Annotated in this window: 18 protein-coding genes and 1 tRNA gene; 6 read left to right on the top strand and 13 right to left on the bottom strand. The window is 68.8% G+C overall.

Annotated elements, in window-relative coordinates; translation table 11 throughout:
• The first annotated feature begins 14 nt into the window (after positions 1 to 14).
• Genes hemB through ACV7NO_RS13040 form a run of 3 tightly spaced genes read left to right on the top strand, consistent with a single transcriptional unit; the run spans position 15 to position 3,740 of the window.
• A complete protein-coding gene (hemB, locus tag ACV7NO_RS13050; protein ID WP_463406413.1) occupies positions 15 to 1,007 on the top strand; it encodes a porphobilinogen synthase in 993 nt (330 codons plus the stop codon).
• A complete protein-coding gene (locus tag ACV7NO_RS13045) occupies positions 1,004 to 1,549 on the top strand; it encodes a GNAT family N-acetyltransferase (protein ID WP_463406412.1) in 546 nt (181 codons plus the stop codon). Before hemB ends, ACV7NO_RS13045 begins: the two co-directional genes overlap by 4 nt.
• Entirely contained in the window at positions 1,539 to 3,740 is a 2,202-nt protein-coding gene (locus tag ACV7NO_RS13040) for a fused MFS/spermidine synthase (RefSeq protein ID WP_463406411.1), read from the top strand. The genes ACV7NO_RS13045 and ACV7NO_RS13040 overlap by 11 nt, the downstream gene beginning before the upstream one ends.
• 58 nt (positions 3,741 to 3,798) lie before the next feature.
• On the opposite strand, the gene ACV7NO_RS13035 is transcribed toward ACV7NO_RS13040, so the two are convergent.
• A complete protein-coding gene (locus ACV7NO_RS13035; RefSeq protein ID WP_463406410.1) occupies positions 3,799 to 4,314 on the bottom strand; it encodes a hypothetical protein in 516 nt (171 codons plus the stop codon).
• Between the two features lie 81 nt (positions 4,315 to 4,395).
• On the opposite strand from ACV7NO_RS13035, the gene ACV7NO_RS13030 reads away from it, so the two are divergent.
• A tRNA-Arg gene (locus ACV7NO_RS13030) sits at positions 4,396 to 4,472 on the top strand.
• Between the two features lie 108 nt (positions 4,473 to 4,580).
• Here ACV7NO_RS13030 and ACV7NO_RS13025 read toward each other — a convergent pair.
• From ACV7NO_RS13025 to leuA, 6 genes are all read right to left on the bottom strand, one after another.
• The gene (locus tag ACV7NO_RS13025; RefSeq protein ID WP_463406409.1) at positions 4,581 to 5,786 is read right to left on the bottom strand and encodes a GGDEF domain-containing protein; all 1,206 of its coding nucleotides are present in this window, start codon (positions 5,784 to 5,786) and stop codon (positions 4,581 to 4,583) included.
• A gap of 79 nt (positions 5,787 to 5,865) precedes the next feature.
• Complete coding sequence (locus tag ACV7NO_RS13020; protein WP_463406408.1) at positions 5,866 to 6,081, bottom strand: hypothetical protein; 216 nt, start codon at positions 6,079 to 6,081, stop codon at positions 5,866 to 5,868.
• A 60-nt stretch (positions 6,082 to 6,141) separates the two neighbouring features.
• Positions 6,142 to 7,401, bottom strand: coding sequence for an N-succinylarginine dihydrolase (locus ACV7NO_RS13015; protein WP_463406407.1), 1,260 nt, complete (start codon positions 7,399 to 7,401; stop codon positions 6,142 to 6,144).
• Positions 7,402 to 8,370, bottom strand: coding sequence for an arginine N-succinyltransferase (locus tag ACV7NO_RS13010; RefSeq protein ID WP_463407345.1), 969 nt, complete (start codon positions 8,368 to 8,370; stop codon positions 7,402 to 7,404).
• Positions 8,371 to 8,432: 62 nt separating this feature from the next.
• Positions 8,433 to 9,632, bottom strand: coding sequence for a hydrolase (locus tag ACV7NO_RS13005; protein ID WP_463406406.1), 1,200 nt, complete (start codon positions 9,630 to 9,632; stop codon positions 8,433 to 8,435).
• Between the two features lie 291 nt (positions 9,633 to 9,923).
• Positions 9,924 to 11,582 (bottom strand): 2-isopropylmalate synthase, encoded by a 1,659-nt coding sequence (gene leuA, locus ACV7NO_RS13000; protein WP_463406405.1) that lies wholly within the window; start codon positions 11,580 to 11,582, stop codon positions 9,924 to 9,926.
• A gap of 254 nt (positions 11,583 to 11,836) precedes the next feature.
• On the opposite strand from leuA, the gene ACV7NO_RS12995 reads away from it, so the two are divergent.
• Positions 11,837 to 12,226 carry a BLUF domain-containing protein gene (locus ACV7NO_RS12995; protein ID WP_463406404.1) on the top strand — a complete coding sequence of 130 codons (390 nt, stop codon included), beginning with the start codon at positions 11,837 to 11,839 and terminating at the stop codon, positions 12,224 to 12,226.
• 34 nt (positions 12,227 to 12,260) lie between these two features.
• Here the strand turns inward: ACV7NO_RS12995 and ACV7NO_RS12990 are convergent, their stop codons facing one another.
• The 6 genes from ACV7NO_RS12990 to ACV7NO_RS12965 form a co-directional block, all read right to left on the bottom strand.
• Positions 12,261 to 12,905: a YceI family protein gene (locus ACV7NO_RS12990; protein ID WP_463406403.1), complete on the bottom strand. Its 645-nt coding sequence runs from the start codon at positions 12,903 to 12,905 to the stop codon at positions 12,261 to 12,263.
• Between the two features lie 91 nt (positions 12,906 to 12,996).
• Positions 12,997 to 13,755: a hypothetical protein gene (locus ACV7NO_RS12985; protein WP_463406402.1), complete on the bottom strand. Its 759-nt coding sequence runs from the start codon at positions 13,753 to 13,755 to the stop codon at positions 12,997 to 12,999.
• A gap of 215 nt (positions 13,756 to 13,970) precedes the next feature.
• Entirely contained in the window at positions 13,971 to 14,990 is a 1,020-nt protein-coding gene (gene ilvC, locus ACV7NO_RS12980; RefSeq protein WP_463406401.1) for a ketol-acid reductoisomerase, read from the bottom strand.
• 122 nt (positions 14,991 to 15,112) lie between these two features.
• Positions 15,113 to 15,628, bottom strand: coding sequence for an acetolactate synthase small subunit (gene ilvN / locus ACV7NO_RS12975; RefSeq protein ID WP_463406400.1), 516 nt, complete (start codon positions 15,626 to 15,628; stop codon positions 15,113 to 15,115).
• Positions 15,629 to 15,732: 104 nt separating this feature from the next.
• Complete coding sequence (locus tag ACV7NO_RS12970; RefSeq protein WP_463406399.1) at positions 15,733 to 17,490, bottom strand: acetolactate synthase 3 large subunit; 1,758 nt, start codon at positions 17,488 to 17,490, stop codon at positions 15,733 to 15,735.
• Between the two features lie 56 nt (positions 17,491 to 17,546).
• Positions 17,547 to 18,539: a tRNA (adenosine(37)-N6)-dimethylallyltransferase gene (locus tag ACV7NO_RS12965; protein ID WP_463407344.1), complete on the bottom strand. Its 993-nt coding sequence runs from the start codon at positions 18,537 to 18,539 to the stop codon at positions 17,547 to 17,549.
• Between ACV7NO_RS12965 and serB the strand changes: the two genes are divergently transcribed.
• Positions 18,538 to 19,422 (top strand): phosphoserine phosphatase SerB, encoded by an 885-nt coding sequence (gene serB, locus ACV7NO_RS12960; RefSeq protein WP_463406398.1) that lies wholly within the window; start codon positions 18,538 to 18,540, stop codon positions 19,420 to 19,422. The two genes, ACV7NO_RS12965 and serB, sit on opposite strands and share 2 nt — an antisense overlap.
• Positions 19,423 to 19,477 lie beyond the last annotated feature (55 nt).

The raw sequence follows: 19,477 nt of genomic DNA, 5'->3' as shown, positions 1-19,477 counted from the left end.
TCAGAAGCCGCGGCATGCATGCTTCCTACCCCGCGCTTCGCCTGCGTCGCACCCGCTCCGCCGACTGGACGCGGCGGCTCCATGCCGAAACGGTGCTGACCGCGGCCGACCTGATCTGGCCGATGTTCATCGCCGAGGGGGAGGGCGTGGAGGAGCCGATCGCGTCGCTGCCCGGCGTCTCGCGCTGGTCGGTCGACGGGATCGTCGCGCGTGCGCTGGAGGCGCGCGATCTGGGCATTCCGTGCATCGCGCTGTTCCCCAATACGCCTGCGCACCTGCGCAGCGACGACGGGGCGGAGGCGTTCAATGCGGACAACCTGATGTGCCGCGCGATCCGCGCCGTGAAGGAGGCGGTGCCCGAGGTGGGCGTGCTGACCGACGTCGCGCTCGATCCCTATACCAGCCATGGGCACGACGGGCTGGTCGATGCGGCAGGCTATGTGATGAACGACGCGACCGCCGAGGTGCTGGTGCGGCAGGCGATCGTCCAGGCCGAGGCGGGGGCGGACATCATCGCGCCATCGGACATGATGGACGGGCGCGTCGCATCGATCCGCACCGCGCTGGAGGCGGGCGGGCACCATAACGTGCAGATCATGGCCTATGCGGCGAAGTATGCGTCGGCCTTCTACGGGCCGTTCCGCGATGCGGTGGGCTCGCGCGGGCTGCTCAAGGGCGACAAGCGGACATACCAGATGGACTCGGCCAATGCCGAGGAAGCGCTGCGCGAGGTCGCGCTCGACCTGGCGGAGGGGGCGGACAGCGTGATGGTGAAGCCGGGGCTGCCCTATTTGGACATCGTCGCGCGGGTGAAGGCGCGGTTCGAGGTGCCGGTGTTCGCCTATCAGGTATCCGGCGAGTATGCGATGATCGAGGCGGCGGTCGCGGCGGGCGCGGCGGAGCGCGACGCGATGGTGCTGGAGACGCTGATGGCGTTCAAGCGCGCGGGGTGTTCGGGCGTGCTGACCTATCATGCGGCGCATGCGGCGCGGTTGCTGGGGGCGTGATCGAGACCGAACGCCTGGTTCTGCGCGCATGGCGCGAGGACGATCGCGCGCCGTTCGCGGCGATGAGCCGCGACCCAGAGGTGATGCGCCATCTCGGCGGCGTCGCGGACCGGGCGGCGAGCGACGCGATGATCGATCGGCAGGTCGCGATGCAGCGCGACCACGGCATGGGCTTCTGGGCGATCGAAGCGCGGACGGATGGCGCGCTGCTCGGCTTTTGCGGACTGCGGATCGGCGGGCATGCCGGGACCGGCGTTGCGGACGAACTCGAGATCGGATGGCGGCTGGCGCGCGACGCGTGGGGGCAGGGTTATGCCCGCGACGCCGCGACGGCGAGCATCGCGTGGGGTTGGGCGAACACCCGGCGGGATCGGATCGCGGCGTGGACGGTTCCGGCCAACACTGCTTCCTGGGGGCTGATGCGCCGGCTGGGCATGACCGCGCGGGCCGACCTCGATTTCGATCATCCCGCGTTCGCGAAGGACCACCCGCTCTGCCGGCATATCGTCTACACGATCGACCGTCCCGCCGATGACACCTGACGCCGTGGCCCCGCTGCGCCGCGCCGGGCGGGTGCTGTTCATCGTCACGATCCTGACCGGATCGTTCCTGCTGTTCCTGGTCCAGCCGATGATCGCGCGGATGGCGTTGCCGCGGCTGGGCGGGGCACCGGCGGTGTGGAACTCGGCGATGCTCGTCTATCAGGCGCTGCTGCTGGGCGGGTACGCCTATGCGCATACGTTGGGGCGGTTTGCGCCGCGGGTGCAGGCGGCGATCCACCTGACGGTGCTGGCGGTGGCGGCGCTGTGGTTGCCGATCGGGCTGATCGCGACCGAGCTTCCTGCGTCCGCGACGCCCGCCCTTTGGGTGCCATGGCTGCTGGGGCTGTCGATCGGACCGTTGTTCTTCGCAGTGTCGGCGCAGGCGCCGCTGGTCCAGCGTTGGTTCGCGGCGGCGAGCGGGGGGCAGGATCCGTACCGGCTGTACGCCGCGTCGAACCTGGGCAGCTTCGCCGGGCTGATCGCGTATCCGCTGGTGTTCGAGCCCGCCTTCGCGCTCCACGCCCAGAGCCTGATCTGGAGCGCGGGATACGCGCTTCTCGTGATACTGGTCGCGGCGTGCCTGTGGCGGGTGCCGCCCGGCGCATCCAGGACGCCGGTCGCGGAAGAGGTCGCGGGCGAGGCGCCGTCGATCGGGCGGGTGGCGCACTGGATCGCGCTGGCGTTCGTGCCGTCGGGGCTGATGCTCGCGACGTCGACCTATATCACGACCGACATCGTCGCGATGCCGCTGCTGTGGGTGATCCCGCTCGGGCTCTACCTGTTGAGCTTCTCGGTCGCGTTCGCCGGCGCGCGCGACGCGGCGGACCTGCTGACGCGGATCGCGCCGATCACGATCCTGCTGTTCGGCGGCGTGATGATGAGCGGTCATCAGGAACTGCCCTATACCAACGTCGCGGTGTCGCTGCTGCTGCTTTTCATGACGTCGGTGGCGCTGCACACGCAGATGTACCGGTTGCGGCCCGCGCCCGAGCGGCTGACGGGATTTTATCTCGCGATGTCGGTCGGCGGGGCGCTGGGTGGGGTGTTCGCGGCGCTGGTGGCGCCGGTGGTGTTCGACTGGACGTACGAATATCCGATCCTGATCCTGCTGGCGGGGCTGCTGGTGCCGCAGATCTTCCTGACCCATGGACTGCGCGGAGTCTGGCTGGGTGCGACGCGGCGGGTGGCGCTGGCGGGCGTGGTGCTGGTGGCGGCGGGGCTGATCGTGCTGCGGTTTCATGGGCCTGCGACCTTGTTCGGCGAGGACCGGTACGGGGTGGCGTTCGTCGTGCTGGCCGCGATCGGCGTCGCGTCGGTCGGCGCGCGCGTGCCGTACATGATCGTGCTGGCGACCGCGCTGTTCCTGTTCGGCGGCTATGGATCGCTGGCGCTGTCGCTCGACGGGGAGGCGCGGACGCGGAGCTATTTCGGCGTCTACACCGTGACGCAGCGCGCGGGCGAGCGGATGCTGGCGCACGGCACGACGATCCACGGCGTCCAGCTGACCGGAACGCCGGAACGCGAGCGGATTCCGACGACCTACTACGCCCCCGGCTCGGGCGTCGGCGATGCGATCGGGCAGGCGGACATTCTATACGGCCCGGGCGCGCGGATCGGTGTCGTCGGGCTGGGGACGGGAACGCTCGCCTGCTATGCCAAGCCGGGGCAGGCGTGGCGCTTCTACGAGATCGACCCCGCGATGGTGCGGATCGCGCGGACGCAGTTCAGCTTCCTGCGGCGATGCCTGCCGGACCCGCGGATCGAGATCGGTGATGCGCGGGTGAGCCTGACGGGGGACGCGCCCGACTCGCTCGACATGCTGGCGCTCGACGCGTTCTCGTCCGATGCGGTGCCGATGCACCTGCTCACGCGCGAAGCGTTCGCGACCTATGAGCGGGTGCTGGCGCCGGGCGGCGTGCTGCTGGTGCACATCTCCAACCGGTTCCTCGATCTCCAGCCGGTGGTGTCGGCGGCGGCGCGGGAGGGGGGATGGCACGCGTTGCGGCTGGCCTATCGCCCGTCGACGCTGGAGCCCGGCGCGACGCTGTCGGTGTGGATCGCGCTGTCGCGCGAGAAGGCGCCGCTGGCGGTGCTGCATACGCTCGATCCGGCATGGCGCGCGGTGCCGCGCTATCCCGAGTTCGCGGCGTGGACCGACGATTATTCGACGATCCTGCCATTGTTGCGGTGACGGCGGTGCCTCACCGTGCCCACACCCTGTGATCGCAGGCTACTTCCCCCCCTGAGAGTCACGCGCGCGGCAAGGTGGCCTGGAGGGCGTCGATCCGGACCGTCTGGCGCGTGACTTCGGCGGTGGCGGCGGCGCTGGCGGTTTCGAGCGCGGGGTAGGGGGCAGCGAGCGTGGCGGCGCGGGCGATGGCGAGGTCCTCAAGCGTCGAGAGGACGTCCTGCGTCTGGGCGCGCCAGCCGTCGAGTTCGGCAAGCAGCGTCTGCGCGGCGATCCACGCCTCGGTGCCGACCGCTGCGCCGCGCGCCGCGGCGGTGGCGCGAGCGGCACGGGTGGCGGCTTCCTCGAACCCGGCCTTTGCCTTTGCGAGATCCGCGGTCGCGGTCGCGACCGCCGCGTCGAGCACGGGATCGGGGCGTACGGGTGCCGGGGTGGGCTGATCGGGCTCGCCGAGGCCCTGCGTCTCGACTGCGCGGGGCGCGAGCGAGGGATAGCCGGTGCGGTCGCGCGCCGCGCACCCCGCGACGATCGGTACGAGGGCGAGGAGGACGAGCGGGCGCGGGATGAAGAATTTCATGGTCCATGCGACTAAGTGAGCAATTCGGTGCACGCAACGGGTTGCGCGATCCGAAACACCTGCTATCAGCGCGCCTCCAGTGCACCCATAGCTCAGCTGGATAGAGCATCAGACTACGAATCTGAGGGTCGGGCGTTCGAATCGCTCTGGGTGCACCAACCATCCCCCGCTTGGCCAACGGCCCGGCGGGGGTTGTTTTTTCTGGGGTCGCGCATCCGCCATCCAGCCGATGGCCCCGGACGATATTCGTGTCGCAGCGGCGCCGATCAGGCCTGCGTGGCGGGCAGTCGAGCACGCATCGCGACGACGTTGCCGCTATCTTCTGTCACGCCTGCGCGATCGACGATCCGGTCGCGGCCCGCGCGCTTGGCGAAATAGGCGGCCTGGTCGGCGCGACGCATCATCTCGCCCAGCGACTCGCCATCGATGCGTTCGGCGACCCCTCCCGAGACGGTGACGCACGGCAGGCCCTCCGTCTCCAGTCGCGCGAGCGCCAGCGCGATCGTCTCGCCGTGCAGCCGGGCAGCGTGCGCGCCGGCGCCGGGGAGAAGCAGCGCGAACTCCTCGCCGCCCATCCGTCCGAGGATCGCGCTCGCGGGCGCGACGTCGGCGAGGACGCGGCCGAACGCGGCGATCACCTGATCGCCGGTCGCATGGCCGTATGTGTCGTTGACCGCCTTGAAGTGATCGAGATCGAGCATCAGCGCGGCGATGGGCCTCCCGTGCTGCATGGCGGCTGCAAGCGCGCGTTCGGCGGCGCGATCGAACCCGCGACGGTTGAGCAGCCCCGACAGCGGATCGACCTCGGCCGAGCGACGCGCGTCGGTCATCGCGGCGCCGACCAGCGTCAGCAGCAGGAGCAGCCCGGTCGCGACGAGAAGCACGCCCGACGTCGCCTGCGAATAGAGCGCATAGGCGCTGGTCGCATAGTCGACCGCGTTCGTGCCCGAACCGAAGGCGGCAGCGAACAGCGGCTTCACGACGAAGTGGATGGCGGTGAGCCCGAGGATGGTCGCCAGCGCGAAATCGGTCGGCGCGGGGCGTTCGACGCGGATCGCGGCAATGAACATCGCGGTGCAGGCGAGCGCGTAGGGAAGCTGGTAGGTCAGTTCGTATAGCAGCCCGTTGCGCGGGCCGCCCCAGATCAGCGCGCGGGTGACGACGCCGAGCAGGACGATCGCAGCGGCCACGCGGACATTCGGGTCGCGCCCGCGCATCCTGTCGATGCCGGCGGTCGCGACGACGAAGCTGAGCAGGAACGCCCCGTAGCTGGTCCACATGAAGACGGCGGGCAGGATTCGGGCGTGGACCAGGAGTTCGCTGAACGGGGTGAGCATCCCGATCAGATAGCTCACGCAGAACCAGCGCGCGGCGCGCACCGTCGGCTGCGTCGCGGCGATCATGCCGAAGCTGGTCGCGAACAACAGCGCGATGCAGGCATTGACGATCAATGCAAAGACCGCGCCGTTCACTCGGTTTCCCCCGGAATTGAGCGGGTCGGGATAGCGGAGCGAGTGCGAAGGCGGGGTTAATTCGGGCGCATGCGATGTATCAGTCGCGATCACGCTCCACCGCTTCGAGGATGCGTGCGCCAGCCATGAACACCGCGATCGGGCAGACCGCGAAGAGCATCCAGCCGCCGACGCCGGGATACTGCATCAGATAGTGCGTGCCCCGTTCGACCGCGCCGACCCCCAGGCCATAGATGACCATGAACGCCTCGAACTTCGTCTTGATCGTAAACAGGCGCGCGAGCTTGATCCACATGCCCGCGTCACTAGCAAATTCCGCACCAGTCGCGGACTTGCGGGGGTTTCGGTGCGGCGACTATGGTTGACTGTAAGTTAATTCGACAAGGTCCAGCGTTTCGAGCAGCGCGATGCGCGCGCGTTCGATCCTGGTGACGAGCGCGGGATCGGCGATCGCGGCGGGATCGACCGCATCGGGCCACTCGGCGGCGACCACCGCGGCGATGCTGTCGAGCCGGCGTTCGTCGACAAGAAAGCGGGGATCGACGTCGGCGGGATCGGCGACGACGCGCAGCCGCAGGCAGGCGGGGCCACCGCCATTGGCCATCGATTCACGGACGTCGACCGTCTCCACCCGGCGGATCGGACCGTTGCCGGCAACGTGCGAATCAAGCCAGGCGGACACCGCCGCGTTGGCGCGCGACTCGCTGGGGACGATCAGCGTCGGTTGGCCGTCCGGGGGCGTGACGAGCTGGGCATTGAACAGGTAGGAGGCGATCGCGTCGGCGAGCGAAACCGCGGCGGCGGGAACCTCGACGATCTCCACCTCGGGCATCGCGGCGCTGATCGCGTCATAGGTGGCGTCGCGATCCTCGAAGGCGTGCTCGTGCGCGAACAAGACGCGTTCGTTGGCGACCGCGACGACGTCGTTGTGGAATGCGCCTGCTGCGATCGCACGCTCGGACTGGCGGATGAAGAGCGTGCGGGCGGGATCGAGCGCGTGGCGCCGGGCGATCGCCTCGCTGGCGGTGCGGTGCTGGCGTGCGGGGAAGGGGCCGCCGCGATCGCCGTAGACGAAGAGCTCCAGGCCGGGGGCGTCGTGCGCGGGGGCGAGGCGCATGTGATTGGCGGCGCCCTCGTCGCCGAACGGCGCGGGGACGGGGGCATGGACGCGAAATGCGTCGCTCGCGAAGGCGAGGCGGAGTTGCGCGAGCGTCGCGGGCCATTCGTAGCTGCGATGCGGCATCGTGACGAGATTGGCGACGGTCAGGTGGCAGCGCGCGTCGCGCGTGTCGGGGGCGGGCGAGACGGTCGCGGCGTTGGCGGCCCACATCGCCGACGCGGACAGCGCCTGAGCCTTCAGGTGCGGGGCGGCGCCGGCATAGTCGGTCGCGAGGGTGGCGAGCCAGCCATGGTCGGGGCGTGGATGCGGGACGAAGATTCCCTGCCGCAAGCCGAGCGCGAGGTTCGCGCGCATCTTGGCGATGCCCTGCAACGCGGCGGCGCGCGGGTTGGAGACCGCGCCCGCGTTCTTCGTCGCGGCGAGGTTGCCGGGGGATAGCCCTGCGAAATTGTGGCTGGGGCCGACGATGCCGTCGAAGTTGATCTCGGCGAGCATCTAGAGTCGACCGATCAGGCTGACGGCGGCGTCCTCGCCGATACCGAGCGCGGTGGCGCAGGCGGGATCGATCACGACGACCGCGTCGTCACCGATCGGGCGGACCTGGCCATAGGCGCAGCGGAAGTCGGCGAGGCGACCGGTCGCGACCAGCATCTGCTCGCCGCTGTCACCATCGATCGCGCGGACGGTGGCGTCGCGTGCCTCGCGGATCGAGCGGACCTGATCGGTCTTCGCGGTCATCGTCGGGCCGCCGTCGAAGATGTCGACATAGTTCTCGAACGCGAAACCTTCGTTCTCGAGCATGCGCATCGCGGCGCGGCCGGAGGGGTGGGGCAGGCCGATCGCGGCACGCGCGCCCTCGGTCAGCATCGCGGTGTAGATCGGGTGCTTGGGCATCAGGTCCGCGATGAACTGGTGGCCGTTGATGGCGTTGAACTGGTCCGCATCCTGGAAATTCATCCCGAAGAAGCGCCCCGCCAGCCCGTCCCAGAAGGGCGAGCCGCCGCCCTCGTCGATCACCCCGCGCAATTCGGCGAGGATGCGGTCGGCGAAGCGTTTGCGGTGGGCGCGGATGAAGAGATAGCGCGCGCGGGCGAGGAGGAGGCCCAGCCCGCCGGCGCGCTCGCCGGGATGGAGGAACAGGCCGCCGACTTCGCTCGACCCTTCGAGATCGGTGGCGAGCGACAGCATCTCGGCGCGGAAGGTGCGGCCGAGCTCGCGGCTGTGCTGGGTCAGCGTGCCGATCCGGTAGCTGTAGAAGGGGTGCTGCTGGCCGACATGCGTGAAGAGCTGGCAGGTGCCGCGGACCTCGCGCGTGCGGGTGTTCTCGAGGACGAGGACGAAGGCCTCGTCGCCGAACGCGGTGTCGTCGCGCGCGAACGCGTCCGCGCTGCGCTGGAGCTTGGCGGCGAGCGACTTGCGATCGGGGGGCAGGTTGGTGAAGCCGCCGCCGGTCAGCTTGGCCATTTCGTAGAGGTGCGCGAGGTCGCTTTCGCGCGCGGGGCGGATCACGAAGGGGGACGCGTCGCTCACAGGCCATACTCCGCGATTCGCAGCAAGGTCAGCGCGGAGAGCGCGGCGCGTTCGGGGAGGCTGTCGATGATGCAATACTCCTCGGGGGAATGGATCGCACCGCCGCGCGCTCCCATCGTGTCGACGACGGGGACGCCGCAGGCGGCGATGTTGTTGCCGTCGCACACGCCGCCGGTCGCGCGCCAGGCGATGTCGAGGCCGAGGATGGTGCCGGCGTCCCTGACCAGCGCGAAGAGCTTGGCGGCGCCGGGGTCGATGGGTTTGGGCGGGCGGTTGAAGCTGCCATGGACTTCGATGTGGACGTCGCGGGCGGCGGCAACGGTGGCGACGGTTTCGTCGATATGGGCGCGGGCGCGGGCGATCTCGTCGAGGCTGGCGGGGCGGAAGTTGACGCGCAGGACGGCGAGGTCGGGGACGACGTTGTTGGGGCCGCCGCCGTCGATGCGGGCCGGGTTGACCGACAGCGCGGGCGAGGTGGCCTCCGTCAGGCGGACCGCGATCTCCGCGGCTGCGACGATCGCGTTGCGGCCCTCGTTCGGGTTGCGGCCCGCATGGGCGGCGCGGCCGCGGACGACGATCGAGAAGTTGCCGGTGCCGCCGCGCGCGCCCGCGAGCGTGCCGTCGGGGAGCGCGGGTTCGTAAGTGAACGCGGCGACCTTGCGGCGCGCGGCCTGGGCGATCAGCGCCGCGGAGGAGAAGGAGCCGGTTTCCTCGTCCGAATTGATGACGACGTCGTAGCCGATGCGGGGCGCGAGCGGGGACGCCTCGACCGCTTCGAGCGCGGCGAGCATGATCGCGAGGCCGCCTTTCATGTCCGCGGTGCCGGGGCCGTTGATCGTGCCGTCGTCGCGCATGGCGAGCGTCTGGAACGCGTGGTCGGCGGGGTAGACGGTGTCCATGTGGCCGGTGAGCAGGACGCGGATCGGGGCGTCGGGGCGAACCGAAAGGTGGAGGTGGCGGCCGTGATCGAGCGGCTCGACGGTGCCTGTGGGGGTGACGCGTTCGGCGGGGGCGGGGTCGACGAGGCGGAGGTCGCCGGGGAGTGTGGCGAAGGCGTCGGCGAGGTGCGACGCGACGGTGGCGAGACCGGGCAGGTTGGCGGTGCCGCTGTTGATCTTCGCCCATTCGGTCATGCGGGCCAGGGTGGGGGCGTTGGCGGCTCTCTCTATCGCAGCGTGTTCGGTGGGGGTGGGCATGGCGGGGAGACTAGGCGGAGCGGGTGGGGGTGGGAACCCCCTTGGGATCCGGTGGACTTCCCCCAATTGTGTTTGCGCTGAGCTTGTCGACGGGCTGTTCTTTTTTTGCTGGCGGCGAAAAAGGACGGTGCTTCGACAGGCTCAGCACGAACGGGTTTGGGGCGCGGGACAATAGCGCGAACCGTACCCCGGCGCAGGCCGGGGCCCAGGCTCGGCGCAACGCGCCGAATGCGCTGCCGCGCATATCTTTGTCGGGGACTGGGCCCCGGCCTGCGCCGGGGTACGACGTCGTCAGGCTCTGTTCGCTGCCGACAGGACCGCGCGGACGGAGGCGGTGGCGATGTCGGTGTCGATGCCGACGCCCCAGACGGTGCGGCCGTCGGGGGTGCGGCATTCGAGGTACGTCGCGGCCTGGGCGTCGCTGCCGTGGCCGATCGCGTGTTCGCTATAGTCGACCACGTCGAGGCTCGGCCCGGTTGTGTCGGCGAGCGCGGCGATGATGCCGGAGATCAGGCCGTTGCCGCGGCCCGAGATCGAGCGCTCCTCGCCGTCGATCGCGACGCGGCCGACGAAGACGCGGCTGCCCGAGGCGCCGGTTTCCTCATAGTCGCGCAGTTCGAACCGGTCGCCGACGGCGGGCAGGTAGGCGCGCTCGAACGCGCCCCAGATGTCGGCGGCGTTGAGTTCGCGGCTGCTCTCGTCCGCCAGCGCCTGGACGTGGCGACTGAAATCGGCCTGGAGGCGCTTGGGGAGTTTCAGCCCCTTGTCCTGCTCGATCACCCAGGCGACGCCGCCCTTGCCCGATTGCGAATTGACGCGGATCACCGCTTCGTAGCTGCGGCCGAGATCGGCGGGATCGATCGGGAGATAGGGAACCTCCCACAGCGCGTCGTTCTTCGCTTCCTGCGCGGCGAACCCCTTCTTGATCGCGTCCTGGTGCGAGCCCGAGAAGGCGGTGAAGACGAGATCGCCGGCATAGGGCGTGCGCGGATGGACGGGGATGTTGGTGCAATAGTTCACGGTGTTCACGACGCCGTCGATGTCCGACAGGTCGAGCCCCGGGTTCACCCCTTGCGTGTACATGTTGAGCGCGACCGTCACGAGATCGCAGTTGCCGGTGCGCTCGCCATTGCCGAGCAGGCAACCCTCGACGCGGTCCGCACCCGCCATCATGCCGAGTTCGGCGGCGGCGACGCCCGTACCGCGGTCGTTATGCGTGTGGAGCGAGATCGCGCATGCCTCGCGGTTGCGGATGTGGCGCGCGAACCATTCGATCTGGTCCGCATAGACGTTGGGGGTCGCGCACTCGACGGTGGCGGGCAGGTTGAAGATGATCGGGTTTTCGGGCGTGGGCCGGAGCACGTCCATCACCGCCTCGCAGACCTCGACCGAGAAATCGAGTTCGGCGGTGGAGAAGGTTTCGGGGCTATATTCGAACTGCCACTTCGTGTCCGGCTGCTTCGCCGCCTCGTCGCGCAGGACCTTGGCGCCGGCGACCGCGATCGCCTTCACCTCGGCGCGCGACATGCCGAAGACGATCTTGCGCCACGCCGGGCTGACCGCGTTGTAGAGGTGGACGATCGCCTGCTTCGCGCCCTTGAGGCTCTGGAAGCTCGTCTCGATCAGGTCGCGGCGCGATTGCGTCAAGACCTGGATCCAGACGTCGTCGGGCACCTTGTCGCCGGTGACGAGGCCGGAAATGAAGTCGAACTCGGTCGCGCCCGCGCTGGGGAAGCCGACCTCGATCTCCTTCAGGCCGACCTTGAGCAGCAGCTCGAAGAAGCGCGTCTTCTTCTCCGCGTCCATCGGATCGATCAGCGCCTGGTTGCCGTCGCGCAGGTCGGTCGAGAGCCAGCGGGGGGGGCGGGTGATCGTCTTGGACGGCCAGGTGCGGTCGGGGATGTCGATCTGCGGGAAGGGGCGGTATTTGGTCGAGGGATCGCGCAACATGAGTGAAGCTCCGAGGGGCGGCCACAGGCGGGCCGCGAGGATCGGCAGTGTCGAGGTCAGTCCTCTGGAATCAGCCCTCAGGGGCGCGCAGCCGTTCGATGCACCCCTAAGGGCGGATAAGTCGAAGCAGGGCGGCGGGGTGCGTCATCGTGCGCGGTCTTGGCGCGGCGTCGCGGAAAAGTCCAGCGCGGACGCGGGCCGCCTTGATCGACGTTAATTACAGTTTCAACCAATCCGTCCTAATCGGGCGGTCGATGCGTCAAATCCTCTATATCAGTTCGAGCACGGTGCGGAACGCCGAAGCCGATGTCGACACGATCCTGCGCCAGTCGCGGAACAACAACGCGATCGAGGGCGTGACCGGACTGCTCTACACCGACGGCAAACGGTTCCTGCAGGTGCTGGAAGGCCCCGAGGAGAGCGTGGCGTCGACCTATGCGCGGATCGCGGCGGATCCGCGGCACCGCGCGATCGTGATGCTGAGCGACCGGACGATCGAGGATCGCGAATTCGGCAGCTGGTCGATGGCGCACCGCGTCGCGGGGGAAGAGGACCGCGCGGACGAAACGATCCGGCGCGCGCTGGAGAACGCTGCGCCCGAGGTACGCGGAACGTTCCTGGGGCTGGTCACCGTCCGGCGGTGATTCCGCCCCGGCGCGGGCCGGGGCGGGATATGGCTTACTTCTGGAACGCGGCGGTGATGTCGAGCTTCACCTCATCCGACACGATCGGCACGAGGAAGCCGATACCGAAATCGCTGCGCTTGATGACGCCGGTCGCGGTGAAGCCGACATTCTCCTTGCCGCCCATCATCGCGGGCGCCTTGCCCGCACCGTAGAATTTGGCGTCGAGCGTGACGGGCTTCGTGACGCCGTTGAGCGTCAGGTTGCCGGTGACCTTCGCGGTCTGACCGGTGGCGACGATACGGGTCGAGACGAACTTCGCGTCCGCGGCACCGGCGCCGAAGAAATCGGGCTTGCCACCGTCCTTGCCAGCGCGCGTCAGGTGGCCGGTGAGCCCGGCGCTGGCGGTCGTCACCTTCGAGACGGGGATCGTGATGTCGACCTTGGCATTGGCGGGCGCCTTAGGATCGAGCGTCAGCGTGCCGGTGACATCGCCGAAGATGCCGAAATAAGGCGAGAAGCCGAGATGGTCGACCGTCCAGCTGACCAAGGTGTGGTTCGGATCGGCGGTGTAGGTGCCGCCGGTGACCGCCGCGAGCGACTTCGAGCCGGGCGGGGTGGTGGGCATCTGCGCGACCGCGGCGGTCGAGGCGAGGGCGAGGAGGGCGGCATAGGCTAGAGGCATGGGAGCGATGCGCATGGGTCGGGCTTCCTGTTGTTTGATGTCTATCCAACCACAACGCGCCACCGCGCGGAAGTTCCGATCGCGAAACGACCCGTTTCCGTGTTCGCTACTTCACCGCACCCTGGACGAGATCGAACTTGATCCTGACCCATACGCCGATCTGTGCGGTGCCGTTGATCCGCGGCGGACGGACGAGGAACTGCCACGCGGCCTCCGACACGCCGCGCGCGATGCCCGAGCCAGGGGTCTCGCCCAGCACGCGGCAATCCTCGACGCGGTTGCGCGGTGCGGTGCGGCACGCGATCAGCCCCCAGCCGACCTGCGAACGCTTGGGCATGTAGAACGCCATTTCCGTGCGCGTCGGCTCGCGCACCCATTCGGCGTCGTAGAGGCGCTCGCCGCCCGGCGCGCCGCCTTCGGTGAATTTCGAATCGCTGTTGCCGCCGCCGCTGGATGCGCTCGCGACCTCGCGGCTTTCGCCCTTGTCGTGGCGGGCCCGGCCGACGTCGGAGGCGGCGAACTGTTCGTGGGTGAGGACGATCATGTTGGGGGGCCATTCGACCGGCGGGGTCGGTGGCACGGGCGTCGGTGGCGGCGCGGCGGCGGGGGCGCGGGCGGTTTCCCTGCGCGCGACCGCCTTGCGTGCAGGCGCGCGGGTCTGCTCGGTTTCCGCCTTGCCGCTGGCGAGGACATCGAAGGTGGTGAGCGTGCGGCCGTCGCCGGGCACACCGAACGAGCGCCCGCCCAGGAACCAGAGCGCGAGCACGATCGCGACCATCGCAGCCAGCGCGAGCAGCAGCGAGATCGCGCGCGCGCGGGGGGATGCGCCGCCGCGATACGAGGATTGGTTGGACGCGGGACCCATGGGTGCGGCGCGCCTACTCCCGCGGGGGGACGACGGCAATCGCTGACGGCGTGGGTGGGTCAGAATTCATGAAGCCGTCATGCCCGGCTTGAGGCGGGATGATGGTGCGCGCTTATCGTCACCCCGGCCTAGAGCCGGGATCCCGCTTCTGCTCTGTTGGCGAGGAAGAAGCGGGACCCCGGACCAAGTCCGGGGTGACGGTTATGGTCTGGCCGTCAGTTCTTCGCCTTGTCGACCAGCTTGTTCGCGCCGATCCACGGCATCATCGCGCGCAGTTCCGCACCCGTCTTCTCGATCGGATGGGCCTCGGCCTGCTTGCGCGCGGCCTTCAGCTCGGGCTGGCCGGCGCGGTTGTCGAGGACGAAGTTCTTGACGAAGCGGCCCGACTGGATGTCCGCCAGTACGCGCTTCATCTCCTTCTTGGTTTCCTCGGTGATGATCCGCGGGCCGGTGGTGATGTCGCCATATTCGGCGGTGTTCGAGATCGAGTAGCGCATGTTGGCGATGCCGCCCTCATACAGCAGGTCGACGATCAGCTTCGTCTCGTGGAGGCACTCGAAATACGCCATTTCGGGGGCGTAGCCAGCTTCCGTCAGCGTCTCGAACCCGGCCTGGATCAGGTGGGTGATGCCGCCGCAGAGCACGGCCTGCTCGCCGAACAGGTCGGTTTCGCATTCCTCGCGGAAGTTCGTCTCGATGATCCCCGAGCGGCCGCCGCCGACGCCGGACGCATAGGCGAGTGCGACGTCATGCGCGTTGCCGCTCGCGTCCTGGTGGATCGCGATCAGGCAGGGCACGCCGCCGCCCTTCACATATTCGCTGCGCACGGTGTGGCCGGGGCCCTTGGGCGCGATCATGATGACGTCGATGTCCTTGGGCGGCTCGATCAGGCCGAAATGGACGTTGAGGCCGTGCGCGAAGGCGAGCGCGCTGCCGGGCTTCATGTTGCCCTTGAGGTCGTTTTCCCAGATCGCGGCCTGATGCTCGTCGGGGGCGAGGATCATCAGGATGTCCGCCCACTGTGCGGCCTCCTTGTTCGACAGCACCTTGAAGCCGGCACCTTCCGCCTTCTGCGCGGTGGCCGAGCCTTCGCGCAGCGCGATCGCGACCTCGGCGACGCCCGAGTCGCGCAGGTTTTGCGCATGGGCGTGGCCCTGCGAGCCGTAGCCGACGATGGCGATCTTCTTGTTCGAGATCAGGTTCAGATCGGCGTCGCGATCGTAATAGACACGCATGGTATTCCCCTTCTTGTCGTCACCCCGGGCTTGATCCGGGGTCCCGCTTTCTCCCGCGGCTCGAAAAAGAAGCGGGACCCCGGATCAAGTCCGGGGTAACGGGAGGTGGTTGATTGAAACTGTTACGCCGCCTCGCGGCCGCGGGCGATCGCGACGATGCCGGTGCGGGCGACCTCGATCAGGCCGACCTCCGCCATCAGCTCGACGAACTTGTCGATCTTGGCGATGCCGCCGGTGACCTCGAACACGAAGCTCGACGTGGTCGCGTCGACGACGCGGGCGCGGTAGACCTCGGCGAGGCGGAGCGCTTCGATCCGCTGGTCGCCGACGCCCTTGACCTTGATGAGCGCGAGTTCGCGTTCGACATGATCGCCCTCCGCAGTCAGGTCGCGGACCTTGTGAACGGGGACGAGGCGATCGAGCTGCGCCACGATCTGCTCGAGCGTCGCGGGGCTGGCGCTGGTGACGATCGTGATCCGGCTGACCGACTTGTCCGCGGTGATCTCGCTGACCGTCAGGCTCTCGATATTATAGCCGCGCGCGGTGAACAGGCCGGCGATCCGGGCGAGGATGCCGGGCTCGTTGTCGACGATGACCGCGAGCGTGTGGCGCTCGGCCTTTTCCTGGGTGATGTGCATCTTTAAAAACCGTTCGTTTCGAGCGAAGTCGAGAAACCCTATGTCTGCGCAACGCTTCTCGACTTCGCTCGAAGCGAACGGAGAAGGGGTGCGTCAGTCCGGCGTCAGACCAGTGCTTTCGCCTCGTCGTCCATCGTCCCCGAAACCTCGTTGGCCTGCAGAATCATGTCGGTGTGCGCGGCTCCGCTCGGGATCATCGGGAAGCAGTTCGCCAGCTGTGACACCATGCAGTCGACGATGACCGGGCCGTCATGTGCGAGCATGTCCGCGATGCCGCCGTCGAGCTGGTCGGGCCGCTCGATACGGATGCCCTTCCAGCCATAGGCCTCGCCCAGCTTCACGAAATCGGGAAGGCTGTCCGAATAGCTTTCCGCATAGCGGCTCTCGTAGGTCAGCTCCTGCCACTGGCGGACCATCCCCATATACTGGTTGTTGAGGATGAAGATCTTGACCGGCAGGCGATACTGGGTCGCGGTCGCCAGTTCCTGGATGTTCATCTGGATCGACGCCTCGCCCGCGATGTCGATGACGAGCGCGTTGGGATTGCCCAGCTGCGCGCCGATCGCGGCGGGCAGGCCGTAGCCCATCGTGCCGAGCCCGCCCGACGTCAGCCACTTGTTGGGCAGCTCGAAATCGAAATGCTGCGCGGCCCACATCTGGTGCTGGCCGACCTCGGTCGTGATGATCGGCGAGCGTGCGTGCGTCGCCTCCCACAGCGCGCGGATCGCGCGTTGCGGCATGATCTCGGTCGCGCTCTCGGGGAAGCTCAGGCACTTCTTCGCGCGCCAGCCCTCGATCCGCTTCCACCAGTCGGTGGTATCGGGCTTCGGATGCTGGCGGCTCTTCCAGACGCGGACCATGTCCTCGAGCGCGTGGCCGACGTCCGCCACGATCGGCAGGTCGATCCGCACCGTCTTGTTGATGCTCGACCGGTCGATATCGACATGGACCTTGCGGCTGTTCGGGCTGAACGCGTCGAGCCGGCCGGTGACGCGATCGTCGAACCGGCTGCCGAGCGCGATCACCAGATCGGCCTGGTTCATCGCATAGTTCGCCTCGTAGGTGCCGTGCATCCCGAGCATCCCGAGCCATTGCGGCGAGGAGGCGGGGAACGCGCCGAGGCCCATCAGCGTCGAGGTGACCGGCGCGCCCGAGATCCGCGCGAGCTCGCGGAGCAACTGGCTGGCGCCGGGGCCCGAATTGATGATGCCGCCGCCGGTGTAGAGCACCGGGCGCTCGGCGGCGGCGAGCATGTCGACGACCTGCTCGATCGCGGCCTTGTCCGCCTTCACCTGCGGGCGATAGGTCTTGTGCTGGATCGGGCCGGGCTTCGCGTATTTCGCGGTCGCGACCTGGACGTCCTTGGGAATGTCGACCACGACCGGGCCGGGGCGGCCGTGCGTGGCGATATGGAACGCCTCGTGGATCACCGCGCCGAGACGAGCGGGGTCCTTCACCAGATAATTGTGCTTGGTGCAGTGGCGCGTGATGCCGACGGTGTCGGCTTCCTGGAACGCGTCGGTGCCGATCAGCGCGGTCGGGACCTGCCCGGTGATGACGACCATCGGGATCGAATCCATCAGCGCGTCGGTGATGCCCGTCACCGCGTTGGTCGCGCCGGGGCCCGAGGTAACGAGCACGACGCCGGGCTTGCCGGTGGAGCGCGCATAGCCCTCCGCGGCGTGGGTCGCGGCCTGTTCGTGGCGGACGAGGATGTGCTTGATCCGCGCACCGTTCGCATTGGCGCGGAACAGCGCGTCGTAGATCGGCAGCACCGCACCGCCGGGATAGCCGAAGACCACCTCGACCCCCAGGTCGCACAGCGCTTCGACGAGGATGTCGGCTCCGCTCTTCTCGATCACGTCACTTGGCCTTTTCGCTTCGAACGGCGCGCAGCTACCGCCCGTTGTGCGCTGCGTCAACCGGGAAATAAGAAAATGTCTTTTAGTGGCACATCGTCGTAATTTTGTGTCGTGAGGTGTGGCCAGTCGGCGGGCGGCTGATTTCGGAACCACGTATATTGACGCTTGGCGTACTGGCGCGTCGCGAGGCGGGCGGCGTCGAGCGCGGCGTCGCGGTCGAGTACCCCTGAGAGATACGCTGCGATCTCCGGCACGCCGATCGCGCGGCGGATCGGGGCGTCGGCGGGCAGGTCCGGGCGGGCGAGGAGCGCTTCGACCTCGTCGAGCGCGCCGCCGTCGAACATCGCGGCTAGGCGGGCGTCGCAGCGAGCGAACAATGTGTCGCGATCGGGGAGGAGGATGAGGGGGGCAAGATCGATCTGGTCGCGGATGCCGCCCACGCGCCCGGCCTGCCAATGCGCAAGGGGGCGACCGGTCGAGCGGATCACCTCAAGTGCGCGGGCGACGCGGGTGGTGTCGGCGGGCGCGAGGCGGGCTGCGGCGGTGGGGTCCTCGCGGGTGAGCGCGTCGTGCGCGTCGGCGACCGGGAGCGCGCGGACCTCGGCGCGGATGCCGGGGGCGATCTCGGGGACGGGGGCGATGCCGTCGAGCAGGGTGCGGATGTAGAGCCCGGTGCCGCCGACGAGGATGGGGAGGCGGGCGTCGCTTTGTCCCCCCGCGAGGGCGGGGGTCCAGTCTGGGCCCGCGCCTTCGCGAAGGCACAATAGTTTGCAGAGCTGGTATTTCGCATCGGAGGCCCAACGGGCGGCTGAGCAGGCTTCTGCACCGTTGATATAGCCGAACAGGCGGTGGTCGGCCTGTGCCTCTTCCTCGACCGACGGCCGTGCGGTGACGACGCGCAGGTCGCGGTATACCTGTGCGGAGTCGGCGTTGATTATGACCCCGCCCACCATACGCGCGAGGCGGATCGCCAGCGCGGACTTGCCGCTGGCGGTCGGCCCTGCGATGAGCGCGACCCGCGGACGGTATTCGGGCTTTGGAGACACCATGTTCACGGCGACGCTGATAGCATCGGGGCGGCTGACGCCAACCATCCTGTCGGAGGCGAACGAGCGGCTGGCGGCGGCGGGGTGCGTGCCGACCACGCTGGGCTGGCTCGACGAGGGCGATGCGGCGGACGTGCATTTCGGGCTGGCGCCGGATGCCGCGCGCGCGGCGCTGGAGGGGGCGTTCGATGCGGTCGACGTGGTGGTCCAGCCGATGGCGGGGCGGGAGAAGCGGCTGCTGGTCGCGGACATGGATTCGACGATGATTACCGTCGAGTGCATCGACGAGCTGGCCGACTATGCCGGAATCAAGCCGCAGGTGGCCGCGATCACCGAAGCGGCGATGCGCGGCGAGCTGGATTTCGAAGGCGCGCTCGATGCGCGAGTCGCGTTGCTCAAGGGGCTCGACGCGGCGGTGATCGACACCTGCCTCACCGAGCGCGTGCAGATCATGCCGGGCGCCAGGGCGCTGGTGCGGACGATGCGCGCGCGGGGCGGGACCGCGATCCTCGTGTCGGGCGGGTTCACGCGGTTCGCCGAGCCTGTCGCGGCCGAGATAGGGTTCGATCGCGCGATCGCGAACGTGCTGGAATTCGCGGGCGACGTGTTCTCCGGCACCGTCGCGCGGCCGATCGTCGGTGCCGCGACCAAAGAGGCGACGCTGCTGGAGGCGCGCGCGACGCTGGGGCTGGCGGACTCGGCGACGCTAGCGGTGGGCGACGGCGCGAACGACCTGAGGATGATCGCGGTCGCCGGGCTGGGGGTGGCCTATCACGCCAAGCCCGTCGTCGCGGCGGCGGCGGGCGCGCGCGTCGATCACGGCGACCTGACCGCGCTGCTATGGGCGCAGGGGATCGCGCGGAAGGACTGGGTCATTTCGGCTTGAAGCGCAGGGCATCCGGATGACCTGACCTAGTCCGCCACCTCTCTGCTCCGCCACC

The sequence above is a fragment of the Sphingomonas sp. Ell38C01 genome, assembly GCF_055231975.1.
Note: the sequence above shows the minus strand (reverse complement) of the source record. Positions and strands in the feature narration are given on the sequence as shown.

Coding starts and splice junctions, on each gene's coding strand:
- hemB (WP_463406413.1), top strand. CDS start 15: ATGCATGCTTCCTACCCCGCGCTTCGCCTGCGTCGCACCCGCTCCGCC.
- ACV7NO_RS13040 (WP_463406411.1), top strand. CDS start 1,539: ATGACACCTGACGCCGTGGCCCCGCTGCGCCGCGCCGGGCGGGTGCTG.
- ACV7NO_RS13035 (WP_463406410.1), bottom strand. CDS start 4,314: ATGAAATTCTTCATCCCGCGCCCGCTCGTCCTCCTCGCCCTCGTACCG.
- ACV7NO_RS13020 (WP_463406408.1), bottom strand. CDS start 6,081: ATGTGGATCAAGCTCGCGCGCCTGTTTACGATCAAGACGAAGTTCGAG.
- ACV7NO_RS13015 (WP_463406407.1), bottom strand. CDS start 7,401: ATGCTCGCCGAGATCAACTTCGACGGCATCGTCGGCCCCAGCCACAAT.
- ACV7NO_RS13010 (WP_463407345.1), bottom strand. CDS start 8,370: ATGGCCAAGCTGACCGGCGGCGGCTTCACCAACCTGCCCCCCGATCGC.
- ACV7NO_RS13005 (WP_463406406.1), bottom strand. CDS start 9,632: ATGCCCACCCCCACCGAACACGCTGCGATAGAGAGAGCCGCCAACGCC.
- leuA (WP_463406405.1), bottom strand. CDS start 11,582: ATGTTGCGCGATCCCTCGACCAAATACCGCCCCTTCCCGCAGATCGAC.
- ACV7NO_RS12995 (WP_463406404.1), top strand. CDS start 11,837: ATGCGTCAAATCCTCTATATCAGTTCGAGCACGGTGCGGAACGCCGAA.
- ACV7NO_RS12990 (WP_463406403.1), bottom strand. CDS start 12,905: ATGCGCATCGCTCCCATGCCTCTAGCCTATGCCGCCCTCCTCGCCCTC.
- ACV7NO_RS12985 (WP_463406402.1), bottom strand. CDS start 13,755: ATGGGTCCCGCGTCCAACCAATCCTCGTATCGCGGCGGCGCATCCCCC.
- ilvC (WP_463406401.1), bottom strand. CDS start 14,990: ATGCGTGTCTATTACGATCGCGACGCCGATCTGAACCTGATCTCGAAC.
- ilvN (WP_463406400.1), bottom strand. CDS start 15,628: ATGCACATCACCCAGGAAAAGGCCGAGCGCCACACGCTCGCGGTCATC.
- serB (WP_463406398.1), top strand. CDS start 18,538: ATGTTCACGGCGACGCTGATAGCATCGGGGCGGCTGACGCCAACCATC.
- ACV7NO_RS12965 (WP_463407344.1), bottom strand. CDS start 18,539: ATGGTGTCTCCAAAGCCCGAATACCGTCCGCGGGTCGCGCTCATCGCA.